The sequence below is a fragment of the Serratia sp. H1w genome (assembly GCF_000633355.1).
Classification (GTDB): Bacteria; Pseudomonadota; Gammaproteobacteria; order Enterobacterales; family Enterobacteriaceae; genus Chania.
In genome coordinates, this window is record NZ_AYMQ01000017.1 from 13,910 (window position 1) to 36,707 (window position 22,798).

Sequence of the window (22,798 nt, forward strand, 5' to 3'; positions counted from 1 at the left end):
CCTCACTGACGAATGGGCAGGAACACCGAGAATTCGGTATGTCCTGGCCAACTGTTAAATTCAATTTTTCCGCAATGCTGATCGATAAGATTACGGGCGATGGATAATCCCAGGCCGGTACCGCCTTCGCGGCCGCTGACCATGGGGTAGAACAGGGTGTCTTGCAGCAGGGCAGGAACGCCCGGGCCATCATCTTCAACATCGATCCGTGCCGCTAAACGGTAACGGGTGCCATGCAGGGTGATTTGAAACGCGGTACGCGTACGCAGCGTGATGGTGCCACCGGTTTCGCTCAGCGCCTGTAGCGCGTTGCGGGTGATATTGAGCAACACCTGCTCAATTTGATCGGGATCGTGCGCCAGTTCCGGCAGGCTGGGGTCGTAATCACGCACCAGCGTGACGTTATCCGGTTTCTCCAGCGATACCAGTTGGCAGACTCGTTCCGCGACCTGATGGATACTCTGGGTAATATGTTGGCCGGGGCGCTGTGGCCCTAGCAGGCGATCCACCAGATTACGCAGCCGATCGGCCTGCTCGATGATCACCTTGGTGTATTCCGTCAGCGAAGGGTCTGGCAGGGCTTTGGCCAGCAGCTGCGCGGCCCCCCGCAAACCGCCAAGCGGATTTTTGATTTCATGAGCCAGACCGCGCACCAGATCGCGCGCTGCCACCTGCTGAGCGTGCTGTAACTGCTCCTGGCTGAGGCGACGCTGATTGTCCATAGGGGCCAGCTCAAGCAGAATAAAGCCATCAGGCAGCGCCTGAGCGGTCAAGGAGAGGATATGGGCGCGGCTGTCGACCACCAGGGTCACTTCGTTATCGGTAAAGCCCTGACCCGCATGCAGGCTCTCACGCATCAGATCGATATTCAGCGAAAAATAGCCAAGTAAATCGGGCAGCGGTGTACCGAAAAGTTTACGGGAACTTTGTGCCAACAGCTGTTGAGCCGCCGGATTGGCGTAGTGGATCGCCAGTGTGTCATCCAACAGCAAGATGCTATTGATGAGAGAATTGAGGATCTGCCCAGCATCGGGCAGCTTGCCAGTTGCCATACAGCAGTCTCCTGCACCTTTTTAGTGCATCCATCCTACTCCATCCGTAACCGTCACGGTATGAAATAGTTTTGCAGAATATACGGTGGAGAAAAAAGCCCATCAGAAGATGGGCTAAAAGTTTCCACGGCAACAAAAAAACGGCTACTAAAATTCAGGACGCGCCATCGTGTAGACAGCGCGGATAAGACTTAAACGCTGTAGTACAGTTCGAACTCAACTGGGTGTGGCGTCATGCGCACGCGATCCATCTCTTCTTTACGCAGTTCGATGTAAGCATCGATCGCGTCGTCGGTGAACACGCCACCGCGGGTCAGGAATTCACGGTCTTCGTTCAGTGCGGCCATTGCTTCATCCAGTGAACCCGCTACTTTTGGAATCTCAGCTTCTTCTTCCGGCGGCAGGTCATACAGGTTTTTATCCATGGCATCGCCAGGGTGGATCTTGTTGATCACGCCGTCCAGGCCCGCCATCAGCAGAGCAGCGAAGCACAGGTACGGGTTAGCCGCTGGATCAGGGAAGCGGGCTTCGATACGACGCGCTTTCGGGCTGGCAACCACTGGGATACGGATAGAGGCAGAACGGTTACGGGCAGAGTAAGCCAGCATGACCGGTGCTTCGTAGCCTGGGACCAGACGCTTGTAAGAGTTGGTGGTCGGGTTAGCCAGGGCGTTGATCGCTTTAGCGTGCTTGATGATGCCGCCAATGTAGAACAATGCCATTTCAGACAGGCCGCCGTACTTGTCGCCAGCGAACAGGTTGGTGCCGTTCTTGGACAGTGACATGTGGCAGTGCATGCCTGAACCGTTATCGCCAAACATTGGTTTTGGCATAAAGGTCGCGGTTTTGCCAAATGCGTGAGCCACGTTGTGCACCACGTATTTGTAGATTTGGATTTCGTCGGCTTTCTTGGTCATGGTGTTGAAGCGGGTTGCCACTTCGTTCTGGCCTGCGGTGGCCACTTCGTGGTGGTGAGCTTCAACTACCAGGCCCATTTCTTCCATGGTCAGACACATGGTAGAGCGGATGTCCTGTGAAGAGTCGACCGGTGGTACTGGGAAGTAACCGCCTTTTACCGCTGGACGGTGGCCTTTGTTGCCGCCTTCGAGTTTGCTGCTGGAGTTCCATGCGCCTTCGATATCATCGATGGCGACCATTGAGCCACGGATGCTGCTGCCGAAACGAATGTCGTCGAACAGGAAGAATTCAGGTTCTGGCCCGAACAGCACGGTATCGGCGATGCCGGAAGCACGCAGGAAGTCTTCGGCACGCTTGGAGATGGAACGTGGGTCACGATCGTAGCCCTGCATGGTGCCTGGCTCGAGGATGTCACAACGAATGATCAGGGTAGATTCTTCGAAGAACGGATCCAGAACCGCCGTGCTGGCGTCTGGCATCAGGACCATGTCAGATTCGTTGATGCCCTTCCAACCACCGATTGAGGAGCCGTCAAACATTTTACCTTCTTCGAAGAAGTCGGCATTTACCTGATGAGCAGGGATGGTGACGTGTTGCTCTTTACCCTTGGTGTCAGTGAAACGCAGGTCTACGAATTTCACTTCATGCTCATTCAGCATCGTCAAAACGTGTTCAGCGGACATACTTAACTCTCCCGGTTTTATCGTTGTCATCGTCGTGGAACGAATCTGTGTGACTGGCTTGTTTTTGCCTTAAGTAAACTAAAGCGAAAACTGTGCCAACTTTTTAAAAGCGAAAAAATCGCCTATTTGTGCGGGTTTTACTCATGGCCAGTATGCACCATTAGCGATGCAATGCACTATGATGGTGCAAATAACCTAGGGTGGGGCACTGAAATGGTGCAAAACATCATCAATTGCTGCTTTTTGCAGCGTGAAAGGGATCACAAACTGGCCTGTACACAGTTGTTTATAAGAGAGTGTTGTGATCTTGTTTAGTCCCTCGCTTAATACGTGTACAATAGCGCGCTATTTCTAATGCCTGAGGCAAAGCTGTGATCGAAAATTTGCGTAACATCGCCATTATTGCCCACGTTGACCATGGTAAGACCACCCTGGTTGACAAGCTGCTGCAACAATCCGGTACTTTCGGAGAGCGTGCGGAAGCCACTGAACGTGTAATGGACTCCAACGATTTGGAGAAAGAGCGTGGGATTACCATCCTCGCAAAAAACACCGCCATTAATTGGAAAGACTACCGCATCAACATCGTGGATACCCCAGGACACGCCGACTTCGGCGGTGAGGTTGAGCGCGTGATGTCAATGGTCGACTCGGTGCTGCTGGTTGTGGATGCAATGGATGGCCCAATGCCGCAAACCCGTTTTGTGACCAAAAAAGCCTTCGCTAATGGTCTGAAACCGATCGTGGTAATCAACAAGGTTGACCGCCCTGGCGCGCGTCCTGACTGGGTTGTGGATCAGGTCTTCGACCTGTTCGTCAACCTGGACGCGACCGACGAACAGCTCGACTTCCCAATCATCTATGCTTCTGCTCTGCTGGGTATCGCCGGTGCAGATCATAACGATATGGCTGAAGACATGACTCCGCTGTACCAGGCGATTGTCGACCACGTCTCCGCGCCACAGGTTGAGCTGGAAGCTCCATTCCAGATGCAGATCTCTCAGCTGGACTACAACAACTACGTGGGCGTTATCGGCATCGGCCGTATCAAGCGTGGTAAGGTCAAGCCTAACCAACAGATCACTCTGATCGACAGTGAAGGCAAAACCCGTAACGGTAAAATCGGTAAAGTGCTGACCCACATGGGTCTGGAACGTATCGAAGCCACCGTTGCCGAAGCGGGCGACATCGTTGCCATCACCGGTCTGGGCGAACTGAACATCTCTGACACCATTTGTGATGTGAACGCGGTAGAAGCGTTGCCAGCACTGTCAGTAGATGAACCAACCGTAAGCATGTTCTTCAACGTCAATACCTCGCCGTTCTGTGGTAAAGAAGGCAAGTATGTGACTTCACGCCAGATCCTTGAGCGTCTGAACAAAGAACTGGTTCACAACGTAGCGTTGCGCGTTGAAGAAACTGCCGATGCTGATGCATTCCGTGTTTCAGGCCGTGGTGAACTTCACCTGTCGGTACTGATCGAAAACATGCGTCGTGAAGGTTTCGAGCTGGCGGTTTCCCGTCCGAAAGTTATCTTCCGTGAAATCGATGGCCGCAAGCAAGAGCCATTCGAAAACGTTACGCTGGACATCGAAGAACAGCACCAGGGTTCTGTAATGCAGGCGATGGGTGAGCGTAAAGCTGACCTGAAAAACATGGATCCAGATGGTAAGGGCCGTGTGCGTCTTGATTACGTGATCCCAAGCCGTGGCTTGATCGGTTTCCGTAACGAATTCATGACCATGACTTCCGGTACTGGCTTGCTGTACTCCACCTTCAGCCACTACGACGATATTCGTCAGGGCGAAGTGGGCCAGCGTCAGAACGGCGTGCTGATCTCCAACGGCCAGGGCAAAGCGGTAGCATTCGCACTGTTCGGTCTGCAAGATCGCGGCAAGCTGTTCCTGGGCCACGGTGCTGAAGTGTATGAAGGCCAGATCATCGGTATCCACTCACGTTCTAACGACCTGACCGTGAACTGCCTGACCGGTAAAAAACTGACCAACATGCGTGCTTCTGGTACTGACGAAGCGACTACCCTGGTTCCGGCCATCAAAATGTCTCTGGAGCAAGCTCTGGAATTCATCGATGATGACGAACTGGTAGAAGTGACGCCAATCTCGATCCGTATCCGTAAGCGTCACCTGACGGAAAACGATCGTAAGCGTGCCAACCGCGGTCCTAAAGAAGCTTAATTCGCCGATTTAACCCGCAATACTTAGGGCGTGTCACAGCGCCCTGAGTTTTTTCCTCTGCCTTTCCCCCTTTCTGCGGCGCGCCATGCGCTTTTCACACTGCTCCCTGTTCAGCCTTAACTTTTCCCGTTACAGTGAAATCTCACTGGCCCATGGGAGAGGACTATGCTGTATATCTTTGATTTAGGTAATGTGATTGTCGATATCGATTTCAAACGTGTACTGGGCGTGTGGAGCAATCTCAGCGGCACACCGCTGGCGACGCTGTCCGAGCGTTTTAGCATGGGCGAGGTCTTCCAACAGCACGAACGTGGTGAGGTCAGCGACGAAGAGTTCGCGCAAAAACTGTGTGAGGAAATGGGGATTGCACTCAGCTTCGAGCAGTTTGCCACCGGCTGGCAGGCGGTATTTGTCGCTCTGCGCCCGGAAGTGATCGAGATTATGCACCGTCTGCGCAACGAAGGGCATCGCGTGGTGGTGTTATCGAACACTAACCGTCTGCACTGTAATTACTGGCCTCAGCATTACCCGCAGGTCGCTGAAGCGGCCGATCACATGTATCTGTCGCAGGATCTTGGCATGCGTAAACCTGATGCCAACATCTATCAGCACGTCCTCAAGGCGGAAAATACCCTGGCGGCTCAGGCGGTATTCTTTGACGATGTAGAGGCTAACGTGGCGGCGGCAGCAGCGCTGGGGATCAAGGCGGTCCATGTCATCGATCGCCAGGTTATTCCGGCTTTTTTTGCTCAATAATCACCGTACGTTAAGCTTAAGGCGTACCCGTCGTCTTTCAAGCTGCAGCGTTGTTACCTGCACTATCTCACCCCAGTCACTTACTAAACGTAAGCTCCTGGGGATGAGATAGCTTGTCGCCTAGCTGCAACTCGAAATCCATAGGGTAAAGACTGACATCAGAGGAAGAAGATATGTCGTTTTTCCGCCGCAAAAAGCTGCCATCGTCAATCAAACCCGGGATAACCTTCGGGCGGTTGCTGTATAAACGTATCGATGAGGATGGCCTGACCATGTTGGCGGGCCATCTGGCCTACGTCTCGCTACTTTCCCTGGTGCCGCTGATCACCGTGGTGTTTGCGCTATTTGCCGTTTTCCCGATGTTCGCGGACATCAGTGTCCAGCTGAAAAGCTTTATTTTCTCCAACTTTATGCCCGCTGCCGGTAACGTGCTTCAGCGTTATCTGGAACAGTTCGTTGCCAATTCCAACAAGATGACCGCCGTGGGGATTTGCGGCCTGATTGTCACCGCACTGCTGCTGATCTCCTCGGTGGATAGCGTGCTAAATACCATCTGGCGCAGCAAGAACAAACGGCCGATGGTGGTTTCCTTTGCCGTTTACTGGATGGTGTTGACCCTCGGCCCGCTGTTAGTGGGGGCCAGTATGGCAATCAGCTCCTATCTGCTGTCACTACAATGGCTAGCGCAATCCGGCGTTAACAGCCTGGTGGATGAGGTGCTGCGTGTCTTCCCGCTGATCCTGTCGTGGGTCTCTTTCTGGCTGTTATATTGCGTGGTACCTACGGTGCGCGTGCCGCCGAAAGATGCGCTGGTTGGGGCGCTGGTGGCCGGGGTGCTGTTCGAACTGGGTAAGAAAGGCTTTGCGCTGTATGTCACCATGTTCCCCTCCTACCAGCTGATCTACGGCGTACTGGCGGTGATCCCGATTTTATTTTTATGGGTCTATTGGAGCTGGTGTATCGTGTTATTGGGTGCCGAAATTACCGTTACGTTGGGTGAGTACCGCCTTTACCGGCAGCAAAAAGCAGAACAACAGCAGGAGCAGGAAGGATCGTTATGATTGCGTTAATTCAGCGGGTTTTAAATGCCAGCGTTACGGTAGAAGGCCAGACGGTAGGCAAGATTGGCCCCGGTTTGTTAGTGTTATTGGGTGTCGAGCAGGATGATAACGAGCAGAAGGCCCAACGCCTGTGTGAGCGGGTGCTGGGGTATCGCATCTTCGGCGACGAGGATGACAAGATGAATTTAAACGTCCAGCAGGCTGGCGGCAGCCTGCTGGTGGTATCGCAGTTCACCCTGGTGGCTGATACCCAGAAAGGCATGCGGCCGAGCTTCTCGCGCGGTGCGGTGCCACAGGAAGCCGATCGGTTATACCGCTATTTTGTTGAGCAGTGCCAGCAGCGGGGCATCGAAACCCAGACCGGTGAGTTTGCCGCCGATATGCAGGTGGCCTTGGTGAACGACGGCCCGGTGACGTTCTGGTTACAAGTTTAAGTTTTACGAGAGAGAAGGCGTCTATGTATCACCTACGAGTACCCGTTACAGAACAAGAACTGAAAGAGTATTACCAGTTTCGCTGGGAGATGCTGCGTAAGCCATTGCACCAGCCGGTGGGTTCGGAAAAGGATGCCTACGACGCCATGGCGCACCATCAAATGGTGGTGGATGAGAATGGCCGGATTGTGGCGATTGGCCGCTTGTATATCAATGCCGACAACGAAGCCGCTATCCGCTTCCTGGCGGTTGATCCTACGGTGCAGGACAAAGGCCTGGGTACGCTGGTGGCGATCACCCTGGAGTCGGTGGCGCGGCAGGAAGGGGTGAAGCGGGTCGTGTGTAGCGCCCGCGAGGATGCGGTGGATTTCTTTGCCAAGCTGGGGTTTATCAACCAGGGTGAAATTACCGCGCCGCAAACCACGCCAATCCGACATTACCTGATGATCAAACCGGTGGCGACGCTGGACGATATTCTGCATCGCCCCGATTGGTGTGGGCAGTTACAGCAAGCCTGGTATGAACATATCCCGCTCAGTGAAAAAATGGGGGTGCGTATCAGCCAATATACCGGCCAGCGTTTTGTCACCACCATGCCGGAGGTTGGCAACCAGAACCCGCACCATACGCTGTTTGCCGGTAGCCTGTTCTCCCTGGCGACGTTAACCGCCTGGGGACTGATCTGGCTGCTGCTACGTGAGCGCCATCTAGGCGGCACGATTATTCTGGCGGATGCCCATATTCGCTACAGTAAACCGATCACCGGCAGGCCAAGGGCGGTTGCCGATCTTGGCTCGCTGAGTGGCGATCTCGCTCGTTTGGCGCGTGGCCGTCGGGCCCGCGTACAGGCAGAAGTGCAGTTATTTGGTGACGATGGCCAGGGTGCGATATTTGAGGGCACCTATATGGTGCTGCCTGCCGAACCCGAGGAGCCGCTGGAGAAGGGCGGATCGGAGGCGATCGCGAGCTGATATCGCGTTTTATCCTAATGGGCGCTGTATATGCTGCGCCCGGTTAGTTGGCTATCTAACCGGATGGTTTAATAGATTCCTTTATCTTATGTGGGGTATTTCTCACAAAATCTGATTATTTTTCACTAGGAATATTCTTTCACAACTCAGCATGATTGACTGTTTAAAATGCGTACAAAAAATAAAGTGAACGGTTTGAAAAAGATTAACGATATTTACTCTACTTTCTTTTAAGATTTTTCTCTTTTTAGCCTCCATTGAGGGCCGCAGGTTTGTGAGTTCCTGCTTGTCTGTTGCTGAAATCACTCGTTAGAATGCCGCAAAATCATTAAGGCGATTTATCTGAATGGACTCAGTAACTCAACGGTTGGCAGTATCCTTGTTGTTTCTTTCCCTCAGTGCGGGCGTGAGTGCCAATATGCTCAGCCCGGCGGATCGAGATACAATCCAACAGCAGCAGCGTGAACTGTTGCAGCAAAACCAACAGCAACGCCAGGAACTGCAACGCAGCCTGACGCCAGTGTTGCCACAAACGCCAGCAGCCACGACCCCCGGCGGTCCGTGTTTTACCATCAATAATGTGCGCTTTGAAGGCGCCAATCTTCTGCCCGCCAGTGCGCGACAGGCTTTGACGCAATCTTACCTGCAACGCTGCCTGAACCTGGCTCAGATCAACACCTTGGTGCAGCAAGTCTCCGATTGGTATATCGAGCGGGGCTATATCACCAGCCGAGCCTTCCTGACCGAGCAAGACTTGTCCCATGGCGAACTGAAGCTATTGGTGTTGGAAGGCCAGCTAGAGAAGATCCTGCTGGACCAACGGGACGACCGGATGCTGAGGATGGCGTTTCCCGGACTGGTAGGGCACACCCTAAACCTGCGCGATATCGAACAGGGTATGGAGCAGATCAACCGCCTGCGCCAACAACCGGTACAGATTGAAATCCTGCCCGGTAGCCAGCCAGGCTATTCGGTGGTCAACCTGACGGCCAAGCCTGAGTTCCCGGTGATGCTGGGGCTGGGTTTTGACAACAGCGGGCAGAAAAGTACCGGCACCGGGCAAATTAACGGGTCTTTGACCGGCAATAATTTGTTGGGGTTGGCGGATCAGTGGTTTGTTACCGGCGCGCGCAGCAGCGATTTCGCCAACGATCATGATGCCCGTAGCGTACAGGCCGGTGTCAGCCTGCCTTATGGCTATTGGCTGGTGGATTACAACTATTCCTACAGCGATTACCTCTCGACGATCGACAATCAGGGCTTTGACTGGCGATCTAGCGGCGACAGCCAAACCCATCGCTTCAACGTCTCACGCGTCTTGTTCCGCAACAGTGATATGAAAACCGGACTGGCGCTGGGCCTGACGCACCGTATCAACCGCAACTATCTCAACGATACTCGCCTGGACAGCAGCAGCCGCAAACTGACCAGCGTATCGTTCGGCGTCAGCCACAGCCAAAAACTGTGGGGCGGCTTTGCCACGCTCAATCCTTCCTATAGCCGTGGTGTACCTTGGTTAGGCGCGGAAGATGACAGCGGCAAAGTAAGCGAAGCCCCCAAGGCGGAGTTTGATAAATACACCCTCTCCGGCAGTTATTACCTGCCGTTGGCGCAAGACTGGAACTATCTCACCAGCCTGTATGGCCAATGGACGCCCGATCGCCTTTACGGCAGCGAACGCTTGACCCTCGGCGGTGAAAGCTCGGTGCGTGGCTTCAAGGAACAGTATCTCTCTGGCGACAAAGGAGGTTACTGGCGTAACGAGGTTAACTGGACGCCGTTCAGCCTGCCGTATCTGGGCGATATTTCGGTATTGGCTGCCGTGGATGGGGGGTATCTGCGCCACGACTCTGTGGACGCTTACGCCTCTGGCACTTTGTGGGGTGGCGCGGTTGGTTTAGGCAGCCGCAATCGTTATTTCAGCAGTCAATTTACCGTCGGTTGGCCGCTGGCGCATCCGGACTGGTTAGAGCCGGATCGAGTATCGATTTACTACCGCATTAACATCGTTCTTTAATTCACAGGAAAGGGTTTCAAGGATGAAGCAGAAAGATAATCAACCCGTTCATATCAGCCAGCGTTGGCTGAGTTATACCCTGTGCTGCCTATTGGCGGGGCAGCCGCTGCTGCCCGTCATGGCTAACGGTGTTAATGTCGCGGAGGGTAACACCCGCATCGATCAGGCTGGCAATGGCGTGCCGGTGGTCAACATCGCCACGCCTAATCAGGCCGGTATTTCCCACAATAAATACAACGACTTCAACGTGGGGAAAGAAGGGCTGATCCTCAACAACTCCACCGAGCGGCTTAATCAGACCCAGCTTGGCGGCCTGATCCAGAACAACCCCAATCTGAAGGCCGGGCAGGAAGCCCAAGGCATTATCAACGAGGTGGTTGCCCCGAACCGTTCCCAGCTGCAAGGCTACATGGAGGTGGCGGGTAAGCAGGCGAACGTGATGGTTGCCAACCCTTATGGCATTACCTGCGACGGCTGCGGCTTTATCAACACCCCGAATGCGACGCTGACGACCGGCAAGCCGGTACTGGGGCCAGACGGCAAACTACAGGCGTTGGAAGTCACGCAAGGGGCCATCAGCATTCAGGGCAAAGGGCTGGATGCCAGCCAGAGCGAGAAATTCGCTCTGATTGCCCGTGCCACCGAGATCAACGCCCAGCTTTATGCCCAGGATGCCACCATTACCCTGGGGGCCAACCGAGTGGATGCGCAGGGCAACGTCACCCCGATCGCTGGTCAGGGAGATGTGCCAAAAGTCGCGATCGATACCGGTGCATTAGGCGGCATGTACGCCAACCGTATTCATCTGGTTTCCAGTGACAAGGGCGTGGGCGTCAATCTTGGTAATCTCAATGCTCGCGCCGGGGATATCACCCTGGATGCCAACGGCAAATTGACGGTCAACAACAGCCTTGCCAGCGGTGCACTCACGGCGACGGGGCAGAGTATCAGCATGCTGGGTGACCACAAAGCCAGCCAATCCATCGCACTTAATAGCCAGGGTGACCTCAGCCAACAGAACGGCACTTTGGTCAGCGATCGGGATATCGTTCTCTCCAGCGGCGGTAAGTTGCAACTGAACACCGGCAAGTTGACCGCTGGAAACGATATCAGCCTGCGTGCCCGTGACGTGCTGGTGGATAGTTCCAGCCAGATTGATGCAGCACGCCATGTAGACATGACGTTCTTCAATACCGGCCTGACGCAAGGGCAAGTGACCGCAGGGCAAAACCTTACCCTCAGCGGTGCTTCGCTGGTAAACAGTGGCACACTGATGGCCAATGGGGCGATACAAAGCACTCTCGCCAATCTGGGAAATAGCGGCACAGTTCAGAGCCAGGGCAACCTGTCGCTGAGCGGCCAGTCGCTTGCCAATAGTGGCAAGATATTGAGTGGTGGCGCACTGAGCGTCTCCAGCCAGACGTTGGATCAGGACGGAACCCTGAGTGCCAAAGGCAAAGCCGATCTTACCGTCAGCGGTACGTTCCGCAACGGCCACTACGGCGAGTTGCTGAGTGATGACAGCCTCACACTGTGGGCAGGAACGCTGCAACAGAACGGCCTGCTTTCTGGTACCACGGGGCTGTTCCTTGGCAGCGATGCGTTGACCACGGCGGCAGATGCCATCACTACCAGCCAGGGCAACATTTCGGTCAACGCAGCTAATGCCACATTAGGTGGTGAATGGAATGCCGGGGGCGATCTGGCATGGCGGGGCACGACGCTGAACACGCTGTCGGGGGCTCAGGTACAAAGCGGGGGCAACCTCGCCATCCAGGCACAACTTGCCACATTGGCAGGTACCCAGACGGCAAAAGGGGCATTGACGGTAGAGGCCGACTCGTTGTTACACAGTGGCAAAAGTCATGCCGCAACGCTGGCTTTAAATGCAGGCACCTTGACTAACCAAGGCACACTGGTCGCTCCTGTCTTGACGATCAACAGCCAGACGCTGGCCAACAGCGGCCTGCTTCAGGGGACTCAGACCCTGGATCTTATCGCCCGCCTGATGGACAACCAGCAAGGCGGCACCGTTTATACGGCCAACTCCTTGTCCCTGGTTATCCCGACGCTGAAAAACGCCGGACTGTTCACCACCGATCGGGATTTGCTGCTTGGTGGCGATCAACTGATCAACCGCGGCGAAATTAATGCCGCGAACCTGACGGCCAAAAACCAGCAGGTGGATAACCAGCAAGGAGGTTTACTGCTGGCCAAGCATACTTTGTCCCTCACCGGGATGGCGTTGTCCAATGCCGGGCAACTGGCGGCAAACCAACTGACCCTGAACGCCACCAACATCACCAACAGCGGTACGTTGCAGGGCGATAGCACGCTTTCCATCAAGGCGACGGACGTGAGTAACCGTGGGCGTTTACTCACCGGCGGTTCGCTGAGCCTGGTGGCAGACAATCTGACCAACGCCGGGGTTATTCAGGCTTCCATGATAGCCTTGTTGTTGGCCAAACGGTTCATCAACCAGCAGGATGGATCCGTCAACGCGAGCGGTTCCCTGACGTTGGCCACCCCGCAATTCAACAATGACGGCCTGCTGGCCGCGACGGCTCTGACCCTGGATACGACATCTCTGTTCAATACCGGGACTCTGCAAGGTAGCAATCAGATCAACGTTAAAACCTCCTCACTGGATAACCAGCTTGGGGGTGTGTTACTTAGCGCCGGAGAACTGGCATTACAGGCAGACTCACTGACCAATGCCGGATTGCTTCAGGGTAAAACCTTGGATCTGTCAGCTCAGGAGTGGTTCAACACCGGCAATGTGTTGAGTGAGCAAACGGCGAGCCTGAAAGTGGCTAATACGTTGACTAACCAAGGCAAGATCCTCGGCCAACAGGGGATGAATGTCTCAGCGGGTTCATTGGACAACGCGGGCTGGTTAGCGGCCAACGCGCTTTCCGTTATAGGCGACGTTATCAACAAGGGGCTGATGCAGGGGAGCCAGTCGCTGCAACTTTCCGGTAACCAGCTTAATAATGCTGCCACAGGGCAGATGTTATCGAACGGAGCGTTACGCCTCGATGGCCGCCAGTTGGTCAACCAGGGCGCTATGCAAGGGCAACAACTGACGGTTAAAGCTCAGAGCTGGCAGAACAGCGGCAGTGCTCAGGCGCAAGAACGCCTGACGGCGGAGCTTACCGGTGACATGCTCAACAGTGGCCTGTTACTGAGCCAGGATCGGTTTGAACTCACGGCTGCCGATATTCTCAATCAGGGCACCCTGGCGGCAGACTCGGTGATATTGACCGCGCCACAGTTGACCAATAGCGGTCTGTTACAGGGCAACAGCCATCTGCAATTGACCATCCCCAACATCAGTAATCTTGCCAGCGGCAAGCTGATCAGCGGTGGTGCCCTGGAGCTGGCGCTCGATCAATTGAACAACGCCGGTTTATTGCAGGTGAACGATGACTTGTCTCTCACCGGTCAGCAATTTACCAACCAGGGCAGTATTGTGGCGAACAATCTGAGCCTGGATGTGCAGGGGGCTTTTGACAACCAGCAAGACGGCAAACTCGTTGCACGTGAAAATGCCACGTTCCGTAGCCAATCGGTGAACAATGCCGGGGTTCTGGCGGGTAATACGCTGGTGCTGGACAGCGGCACCGTGACTCACACTGGCATCATGCAAGGCAATGCCGGGCTGACGCTAAATAGCGCCGCGCTGAACGTACTCGCCGGTGCACAGTTGCTGAGTGATGGTGAACTGGCCGTCAATAGTGGCGCAGTCACCAACGCCGGGTTCTGGCAGGGAAATAACCTGACGTTTGGCGTCGATAGTCTGGATAACACTGGATCGATAAACGCGGTATCGGGTTTGACCGGCACAGCGAACACGATGCAAAACAGCGGCCAGATTGCGAGCCTGAATACGTTGAACCTCAGCGCGGGCAATCTGACCAACAGCGGCAAGCTGGTGGCCAACCGCTTGACTCTGAATGCCGATACGCTGAGTAACAGCGGATTGTGGCAGGGAAGCGACTGGCTTGATGCCCATGGTGATGTGCTGACCTTGAGTGCATCAAGCCGTGTGCTGTCTGGCGGTGCGTTGTCGCTAAATGCCGGGCAACTGACCTCTGACGGGCTGGTTCAGGGTGGGCAAGCTCATATCGCAGCCACTGATTGGTTGAACCGTGGCAGCCTGCTGGGGAGCGATTCTTTGGCAGTCAACGTCACCAACACGTTGGTGAATGAAGGGTCATTGCTTAGCCAGGGCAACGGCGAGATACAGGCACAAACGCTGACCAACAACGGCGCCGTGCTGAGTGACGGGGATCTGTCTTTGGCTGGTGCTACCTTGAACAACCAAGGTGCAGTACAAGGTAATATCCTCAACCTGGCACAGTCCGTGGTGAATAACTCGGGCACGCTGATCGGTTTGCAGTCACTGACGCTGGGCATTCAGGCGTTTTCCGCCCCGCTGCTGACGCTGGTGAACAGCGCCCAAGGCTCACTGCTGACTCAGGGCACGCTGAGCGTTAATGGCAGTACAGTGACCAATGATGGTCGCTGGCAGGGGCAACAGATCCTGCTGAATGCTCAAACGTTGAATAACAGTGGCGCTATCCAGAGTGCGGATGCGCTGCAAGTGGTTCTGTCTGGGGCGTTGAATGCGACGGCAGGCAGCAAAATTACCGCCAATGGCACTGCGGCGTTACAGGCGCTTTCGCTGACCAACGCCGGGCAGTGGTTGGCAAAAAATCTCAGCCTGCGTGCTGACAGTTTGAATAATCAAGGCGAAATCAGCGGTGTCGACGGGTTGACGGTTGCGCTGAGTGGGGCTTTCACCCAACAGCAAGATAACACCTTGCTGACGGCAGGTGACCTGAAACTGGATGCGGCCTCGATCTCCAACCTGGGGCGTATTCAGGGTGGCGACGTGTGGGTTAACAGCGGTGCGCTGGATAACAGTGGACGCATCCAAGGAGAAACCGGGCTGACGCTGAACTTGTCCGGTTCGTTAACCAATAACGCATCGGGTACCCTTCTCAGCCAGAACGCGCTCACCATCACCACCCCGTACTGGGTCAACAGCGGCCTGATGCAAAGCGGTACTGACACCCGGATCGGATCAGCGATGGCTGGGCGTAATGACGGCAGACTGCTTGCGGGGTCCGAGCTGTCACTCGACGGCTGGCAATTTACCAACACCGGGTGGCTGCAAGCGGCCACATTGTTGCTGAATGCAGATACGGTAGACAACAGCGGCACCTTGTTGGCTGAACTACAGGGCACGTTGACAGGAAACAGCCTGAACAACCAAGGCACCGTCCAGGGAAACAGCCTGGTGTTGAATATCCAGCAGCTGACCAACGGCGGTACGCTGCTCGGCAATTCCGGGCTTAATATCAATGCCAGCCAGGTGGCCCTTCAGACAACAGGGAAAATGTTCAGCGGTGGTGATTTGCTGTTGAGCAGTGGCGGCTTTGACCAACAGGGCCAAGTCGTGGCGTTGGGCAACCTGACGTTGCAACTGGTGAATGCCTTTACCAGCCAGAACGTGATTGCCGCAGGCCAGAACCTGAATATCAACAGTCAGGGAGCGTTGACTAACCAAGGCACTTTGCAGGGGCAGAGCGTCAATCTTACGACGTACGGTGTTTTAACCAACAACGGGCAAATCACTGGCGGGAGCGGGGCCAGCACCCTCAGTGGTAGCGCTATTGCCATGAATGCGGCTGGAACGCTGCAATCAGGGGGCGATGTGACCCTGAACAGCCAGAGCGATATCACCGTTGACGGGTTTACCGGTACGTTGGGTACGCTCACGCTGAATACCACTAATCTGGTGAACACCGCCCTGCTGTATGCCGGTAACAACCTGTACCTGTTGGCCAACAGCATCAAAAACCTGCACGGTGACATTCTGGCTGGCAATAGCCTGTGGATGCAGCGCGATATGGCGGGCAATGCCAACAGCGAAGTCGTGAACAGCTCTGGCACTATCGAGACACAAAATGGTGATATCACCATTAATACCGCCCATTTGCTGAACCAGCGCGATGGGTTGACTGTGACTAGCACCGAGAGCAGCGTACCGCAGTATTCGTGGGTGACAGATTTTGAGGCAAAAGTACCGCTGAGTTTCTTCAACCGAGGCGACTACGGTTACGTCATAAAATCTTGGGAGTCGGGCGGTGGTAGCCCTGGCCACGGCGCCTCCCCGACAACGCATTACAGTTCAACGCCAACGCCTTATCTGAATCAGCGGATCAAGGAGTTCGCTTCCGGCATTTCGACCGTCGCCGTAACGGCAAACGGCGGCGCTGCGCGCATTGCTTCCGGGCGTGATATCACGCTTTATGCCGGGCAATTGGATAATCAGGCAAGTAATATTTTAACTAATAATAACGCCTACCTTTCAGGGAACAACCTGAATAACCAATCCTGGTTCTCGGGCACTGAAACCCGCTATCAGACGTATCAATTTGGTTATGGCCTTAGCCAGGTTCCGCTGCCAGAAACTAATACTGTCAAAGGGGATATTACCGCCAACTATATCCTGTACACGGCGACGGGCGAAGTCCGCTATGAACGAGGCGAAGGTGAGATCTACCGCTCCGTGATCCAGGCGGGCGGCAACGTCGTAGCCAACTTTGCCAACGACCTCAGTAATACCACCACCGCACCTAACGCTGGTGGGGTAACCAATTCCATCAATGCCCCAACGCTAAACACCCTGAGCCAACAAACTATTGGCGGCGCCGTAGATAAACAGGCGTTGTCAGCCAGTGACAACGCGGCGGTCAACTCCCCTGAATGGCAAGACAGCCTGCAGAGTGCTTTGCAACAGATTAACGGCGGTAGCGGCCTGGATAATGTCACACCTGAACTCTCGGGGTTAGGAAAATACGGTGATGGTGGCCAGGGTAGCGCCAACCTGGGGGATGGCACTGCGTTACAAAACACTACCACCGATGGTAAGGATCTGGTTGGTACGGATGGCAAGGGTTTAAATCACTATCAAGGCAAAACGGTCGATACCAGCGCGTATCCGCTGCCTAAGGGTGAGAACGGCTATTTTGTTGCCTCCACCGATCCGGATAGCCCTTATCTGATCACCACCAACCCGAAACTTAACGGCTTGGGGCAACTGGATCCGAGCCTGTTTGGCGATCTTTACGCTCTAATGGGGATCACCCCAGGCCAGAGCCCACGTGAAACTAATGAACAGTTCACGGTGCAGGACAAGTTTATCGGCTCTGCCTATTTCCTTGACCGCCTGAACCTCCACCCGGATTACGACTACCGTTTCCTGGGGGATGCGGCCTTTGATACCCGTTACGTCAGCAATGCCATGCTGAATCAAACGGGGAGCCGCTATCTGAACGGGGTAGGTTCAGATCTGGAGCAGATGCAGACCCTGATGGACAATGCCGCCCGGGCGCAACAGTCGCTGGGGCTGAAGTTCGGTATTGCATTGACGGCGCAGCAGATCGCCTCCTTGGACCACAGCATCTTGTGGTGGGAAGCGACCAGCATCAATGGCCAGACGGTGATGGTACCGAAGCTCTACCTGTCGCCAAAAGACGTGACGATCAATAACGGCAGCGTGATTGCCGGGAAAAATGTCTCGCTCACTGCCGGCAATGTTACCAACAGTGGCAGCACGCTGACCGCACAGAATACTCTGGCGATCGATAGCCAGAACAGTATCAGCAACCTCAATGCTGGCCTGCTCAATGCGGGTGGCAATCTGCAATTGAGTGCGATTGGCGATATCAACAATATCGGTTCAATCATCAGTGGCAAAACGGTGCAGTTGGAAAGTCTGGATGGCAGCATCATCAACCAGACGCTGACTAACCAGTGGGATACCCAGGGTTCCCTCGGTGGCTGGATGCCGCAAAGCCTGTCACTGTCACGTACGGAAATTGGCAATATCGGCTCCATTCAGGCCTTGGATAGCTTAAGCCTGAGCGCTGGCAACAACATCGATATCCTGGGGGCTAAATTGACCTCCGGTGGTGCAATGGATCTGTTTGCGGGTGGGGATATCAACGTCCTGGCCAACACCACTTACAGTGCCGATAAATCCCAGGGCTGGCGGAGCGTAAAAGAAAGCGAAACCTACGGTAGCCAAGGTAGCGAAATCAGCGCCGGTGGGCCGCTGACGGTTGATGCAGGCCGCGATGTCAACGTGAAGGCCAGCCAGGTTGGTAGCCAGAGCGATGCGACGATCGCCGCTGGACGTGACATCAACCTGCAAACGCAGGAAGCGAGCACCCGGCAGAAAGATAACGGCACCGAACAGCGCAGTAACGATGCCACCCGCACTACCCTAACCAGTGGCGGTGATTTAACGCTGGATGCAGGCCGGGATGTGAATTCTCAGGCAGCGGCGATGGTGGCGGATAACAACGTCAGCCTGAATGCCGAGCGTGACGTAAACCTCAATACCCAGCAGACCAGCGAATACCGCGAGAGCAAGGAAGGCAAGCGCCAGCAGGTGGACGAGTCTATCCGCCAACAGGGAACAGAGATTGCCAGCGGAGGAAATACCACTATTCACGCCGATCGCGATGCCACATTGAACGCGGCGCAAGTACAGGCCAGCGGCGATGTCGCCGTCAGTGCCGGGCGGGATATTGCGCTAAACAGCGCGACCGAAAGTGATTACTCCTTCTTCGAAGAAACCAAAACCAAGAAAGGTTTCCTGTCGAAGACCACCACTCATACGGTGCGGGAAGATTACGCCACACAAGAGAAAGGTACGTTGCTGAGCGGCGATAACGTATCGCTATCTGCCGGTAACGATCTGTCGGTGAAAGGTTCCTCAGTCGTCGGTGACGGCAAGGTTAATCTGCAAGCGGGCAATAACGTCGAGATCGTGGCGGCAACCGAAGAGCAATCCAGCTATCGGTTGGATGAGAAGAAAAAGAGTGGGCTGATGGGCACCGGCGGTATCGGGGTGACGATAGGCAGTTCCAGCTCGCGCCATCAGGTGAATGAAGACGGCACCACGCAAAGTCAAAGTGTTAGCACCATTGGCTCAACCGGTGGTGACGTGAACATCGTTGCTGGCAACCAGGCGCATATCGGTGGTGCGGATCTGATTGCCGGTAAAAATCTCAACGTCACCGGCGACAGCGTCATTATCGAACCTGGGCATGACCTGCGTACGGTAGAAGAACGATTCGAGCAGAAACAGAGTGGCTTGACCGTGGCGCTTTCCGGTGCGGCGGGGGCTGCGGCCAATTCGGCGATATCGACTGCACAGAGTGCCAAAAGCGAAAGCGATGGCCGCTTGACAGCATTGCAGGGCACCAAAGCAGCACTGTCTGGGGTGCAGGCAGGCCAGGCCTTGATGCTGGAAGATGCCAAGGGCGATATGCAGAATGCGGTCGGTATCAGCCTTTCCATTGGGGCCCAGAAGTCATCATCCACGCAAAAGCAGGTCTCTGATAATGTCACCGGTTCGACGCTGACGGCGGGAAATAATCTGTCGGTAACCGCGACTGGAAAAGGCAGCAGTGCCAACAGTGGTGATGTGGTGATTGCCGGTAGCCAGTTGAAAGCAGGTGGCGATACCACGGTTGATGCCGCTCGCGACATCCTGTTGGCCGGGGCAGCCAATACCCAGCAGCAGACGGGGAGCAACAAGAGCAGCGGCGGTGAAATCGGTATCGGCCTGAGCTTGGGTAAAGACACCGGTATCAAGGTGTTTGCCAACGTCAATGCGGGCAAAGGCAGTGAAAAAGGCACCGGAACTCAGTGGACCGAGACGACCATCGACAGTGGTAAGACGCTGGCTATGAACAGCGGGCGCGATACTACCCTGGCCGGTGCACAGGTTAGCGGTGATAAGGTGGAAGTTGACGTCGGGCGCAACCTGACGCTCTCCAGCCAGCAAGACAACGATCTGTACGATATGAAGCAGCAGAACGCCAGCGCTGGCGGCAGCTTCACCTGGGGCTCGATGAGTGGCTCCGGCTACCTGAACCTGAGCCAGGACAAGATGCACAGCAATTATGACTCGGTGCAGGAGCAGACCGGGATCTTTGCGGGCAAAGGTGGTTTTGACGTTAAGGTTGGCGAGCATACTCAACTGGACGGAGCGGTAATCAGTTCAACGGCAACGGCGGACAAAAATAGCCTGGATACGGGGACGCTGGGGTTCAGCGACCTACATAACCAGGCGGATTACAACGTTGAACATGTGGGTGTAGGGATCAGCGGCGGCGGTGACTTTGGCGGTAAAGAGTTCCAGGGCAACCTGGCGGGTGGGATGCTGTCAGGATTGAATGGCAGCGGTCATGCCAGCGGCACCACGCAAGCGGCGGTAAGTGAAGGCACTATCACCGTTCGTGACAAGGACAACCAACAGCAAAATGTTGCCGATCTGAGCCGGGATACGGAGAACGCCAACGGCAGCATCGCACCGATCTTCGATAAGGAGAAAGAGCAGAACCGGCTGAAACAGGCGCAACTGATTGGGGAGATTGGTGGTCAGGCGTCGGATATCGCTCGTACGCAGGGACAGATTGTTGCTACCAAAGCGGCGAATGAGAAGATGAAGGACGTTAAGCCTGAAGATCTCGCCGCTGCAGAAGCTAAATGGAAAAAAGCTAACCCTGGTAAGGAGCCGACCTCTGAGGATATCAGCAAGCAGATTTATCAGACGGCCTACGATAAAGCATTTACTGAGTCAGGTTTTGGTACGGGTGGTAAGGTCCAGCAGGCAATACAGGCAGCGACTGCGGCCTTGCAGGGACTGGCCGGTGGTGATGTAGCTAAAGCGTTGGCAGGGGCAACGGCACCCTATCTCGCAGAAGTGATCCACAATAAAACTGTCGACCCAATAACAGGTAAGGTGAATACGGAAGCTAATTTGATGGCGCATGCCGTGTTAGGGGCGGTGGTTGCTCAGGTTAACGGTAATAGTGCATTGGCAGGGGCTTCCGGTGCGGTTATGGGCGAATATATTGCTCAGCAACTTTATCCGAACATTAAACGCGAAGATTTGAGTGAAGATCAAAGGCAGACGATCAGTGCTTTGGGTACTCTTGCATCAGCTCTGGCAGGTGGATTAGTTGGTGACAGCACGGCTGACGTAGTTGCAGGTGCTCAGGCAGGTAAGAATGCGGTTGAAAACAACAACATTTTGGTTGTTGCTAGGACGGGTATACAGGCCTGTGCTGATTTGGCTATTTGCCGCAATAAAGTTATTGAAATGGGATTAGGGGCCTTAGTGGGGGTTGGGGCGGCTACTTCAGTGGTTGAAGATTTGTCTAGTGCCCAGAAAACCAACGTAATGTTGGCGGCGATGTCGGGAGATCCGGCGCAGGTTGATCAACTATCTCCTTCCGAACGGGCAGCCTATGAGGAACTAAAAGGAAGCAAAGGAATCATTACCGTGTTCCCTACGCCTGGTGAAGATCCAACAGGTGGGAAACTGGTGAACCCAATTCCTGATCAGAATAAGGGGACCACACTGGTTGCACCGGATCAGTCTGGTGAGCAAGGCTCTAACCATACGGGAAATACGGATGGTAAGCCTGATACTGGTGGGAATACGACGGTAACACCGATTCCAGATGCGCCATCGTCAAGTGATCTGATATATTTAAATGAAAAAATACCAGGTCTAGAAAATGTTCGACCTGAGAATCCTGGATATCCAGCGAATCAGGATGTTGTTAATAAAATGAATGATCCAAAGTTTATGAGTTGGGCTAATGATACTAAATGTACAGATTGTTCTGATATAGCGCCTACGTTGCTTGATGCAGCTGGTGGTCAAGGGAAAATTATAGAGGTTAGACCAGTTTCTCGTGGGAATTTAAATGTCTTTGAAAGTGGGCAGATTGAGAGAGAAATGGAATTTCATCAAGTTTACACGGACGGTCGTTATGTATATGATCCTCGAGTATCCTTAAAGCCAATACCAAAGGGAGATTGGGAGAAACATATTAAAGCTATTAATCCAGAGGGTGTAACTATCTCTGATAAACTTGAGGGGCTAAAATGATGACCATGCAAGATAAAGTTGAGCGAGCATTGTTTGATGTGCTTTCTAAATTGGGACCTCTTGAATGGAAACGCTATCAAAAACGCTATCCTGAGATGTGGGTTGGCGATCATTTCGAGATTGTCGACCATTCATCATACCCTCCATTTACTAGCTTTCGGTTTAAGGATGAAGACCCTCGAATTATTGAGATATTGGAAAAAGCTCTAGATTCATATAAAGGGAAACTTAAATGGGTTATGATTAGCCAAAAAAAAGAGTATGGGCCTGGAATAAATAGGTGTATTTTACCAATTTATGTTAAAGAGTTAAGAGATAGTTTAGATGACTTTCAAAAGGTTGATGAGTATATTTCTAGGCATAAACCTGATTTCGGGCCTATAGCCTATTCTGATCTTGATAGTTTATCTCAACATATCAAATTAGTTTTAAAGGATTCAGGTATTGATTTTTGAGGTGTTGTAGTTTAATCGAGGTGAAACCTAAAAGGTGATTGGGAAAAGCACATTAAAACGATTAACCCAGATGGAATAACTATCTCTGATAAATTACAGGGGTTAAAATGATACAAGAAGAAGGGAGAGAACTTTTTTCGGTCATTGAAAAGCTAGGGGATCTAGAATGGCAATGCTGCCATTCTAGATATCCAGTTTTTAAATTCAAAGATCAAGAAGAGTTTATGGGGGATAGATCTGTTAGACCACCAGCCACCAGCCACCAGC

General features: G+C 53.9%; 10 protein-coding genes. 8 read left to right on the plus strand and 2 right to left on the minus strand.

The features are described from left to right. Nucleotides 1-2: 2 nt before the first annotated feature. Together glnL and glnA are read right to left on the minus strand one after the other, a co-directional pair. Nucleotides 3-1,052, minus strand: coding sequence for a nitrogen regulation protein NR(II) (gene glnL, locus U869_RS0103240; protein WP_025121269.1), 1,050 nt, complete (start codon nucleotides 1,050-1,052; stop codon nucleotides 3-5). A gap of 191 nt (nucleotides 1,053-1,243) precedes the next feature. Next, entirely contained in the window at nucleotides 1,244-2,653 is a 1,410-nt protein-coding gene (gene glnA, locus U869_RS0103245) for a glutamate--ammonia ligase (protein ID WP_025121270.1), read from the minus strand. A 371-nt stretch (nucleotides 2,654-3,024) separates the two neighbouring features. Here glnA and typA point away from each other — a divergent pair, with 371 nt between their 5' ends. The 8 genes from typA to U869_RS0103285 all read left to right on the plus strand — a co-directional run bounded on the left by typA (nucleotide 3,025) and on the right by U869_RS0103285 (nucleotide 22,531). Then, nucleotides 3,025-4,848: a ribosome-dependent GTPase TypA gene (gene typA, locus U869_RS0103250; protein WP_025121271.1), complete on the plus strand. Its 1,824-nt coding sequence runs from the start codon at nucleotides 3,025-3,027 to the stop codon at nucleotides 4,846-4,848. A 165-nt stretch (nucleotides 4,849-5,013) separates the two neighbouring features. Continuing rightward, the gene (gene yihX / locus U869_RS0103255) at nucleotides 5,014-5,604 is read left to right on the plus strand and encodes a glucose-1-phosphatase (protein ID WP_025121272.1); all 591 of its coding nucleotides are present in this window, start codon (nucleotides 5,014-5,016) and stop codon (nucleotides 5,602-5,604) included. 173 nt (nucleotides 5,605-5,777) lie between these two features. Further along, nucleotides 5,778-6,665, plus strand: a complete 888-nt coding sequence (locus tag U869_RS0103260; RefSeq protein ID WP_025121273.1) for a virulence factor BrkB family protein — start codon at nucleotides 5,778-5,780, stop codon at nucleotides 6,663-6,665. Beyond that, a complete protein-coding gene (dtd, locus tag U869_RS0103265; RefSeq protein ID WP_025121274.1) occupies nucleotides 6,662-7,099 on the plus strand; it encodes a D-aminoacyl-tRNA deacylase in 438 nt (145 codons plus the stop codon). The genes U869_RS0103260 and dtd overlap by 4 nt, the downstream gene beginning before the upstream one ends. Before the next feature lie 23 nt (nucleotides 7,100-7,122). Continuing rightward, entirely contained in the window at nucleotides 7,123-8,070 is a 948-nt protein-coding gene (fabY, locus tag U869_RS0103270; RefSeq protein ID WP_025121275.1) for a fatty acid biosynthesis protein FabY, read from the plus strand. 346 nt (nucleotides 8,071-8,416) lie between these two features. Further along, the gene (locus U869_RS0103275) at nucleotides 8,417-10,087 is read left to right on the plus strand and encodes a ShlB/FhaC/HecB family hemolysin secretion/activation protein (protein ID WP_025121276.1); all 1,671 of its coding nucleotides are present in this window, start codon (nucleotides 8,417-8,419) and stop codon (nucleotides 10,085-10,087) included. Nucleotides 10,088-10,109: 22 nt separating this feature from the next. Then, entirely contained in the window at nucleotides 10,110-22,076 is an 11,967-nt protein-coding gene (locus U869_RS32370; protein ID WP_025121277.1) for a hemagglutinin repeat-containing protein, read from the plus strand. Beyond that, the gene (locus U869_RS0103285; RefSeq protein WP_025123957.1) at nucleotides 22,073-22,531 is read left to right on the plus strand and encodes a hypothetical protein; all 459 of its coding nucleotides are present in this window, start codon (nucleotides 22,073-22,075) and stop codon (nucleotides 22,529-22,531) included. The genes U869_RS32370 and U869_RS0103285 overlap by 4 nt, the downstream gene beginning before the upstream one ends. Nucleotides 22,532-22,798 lie beyond the last annotated feature (267 nt).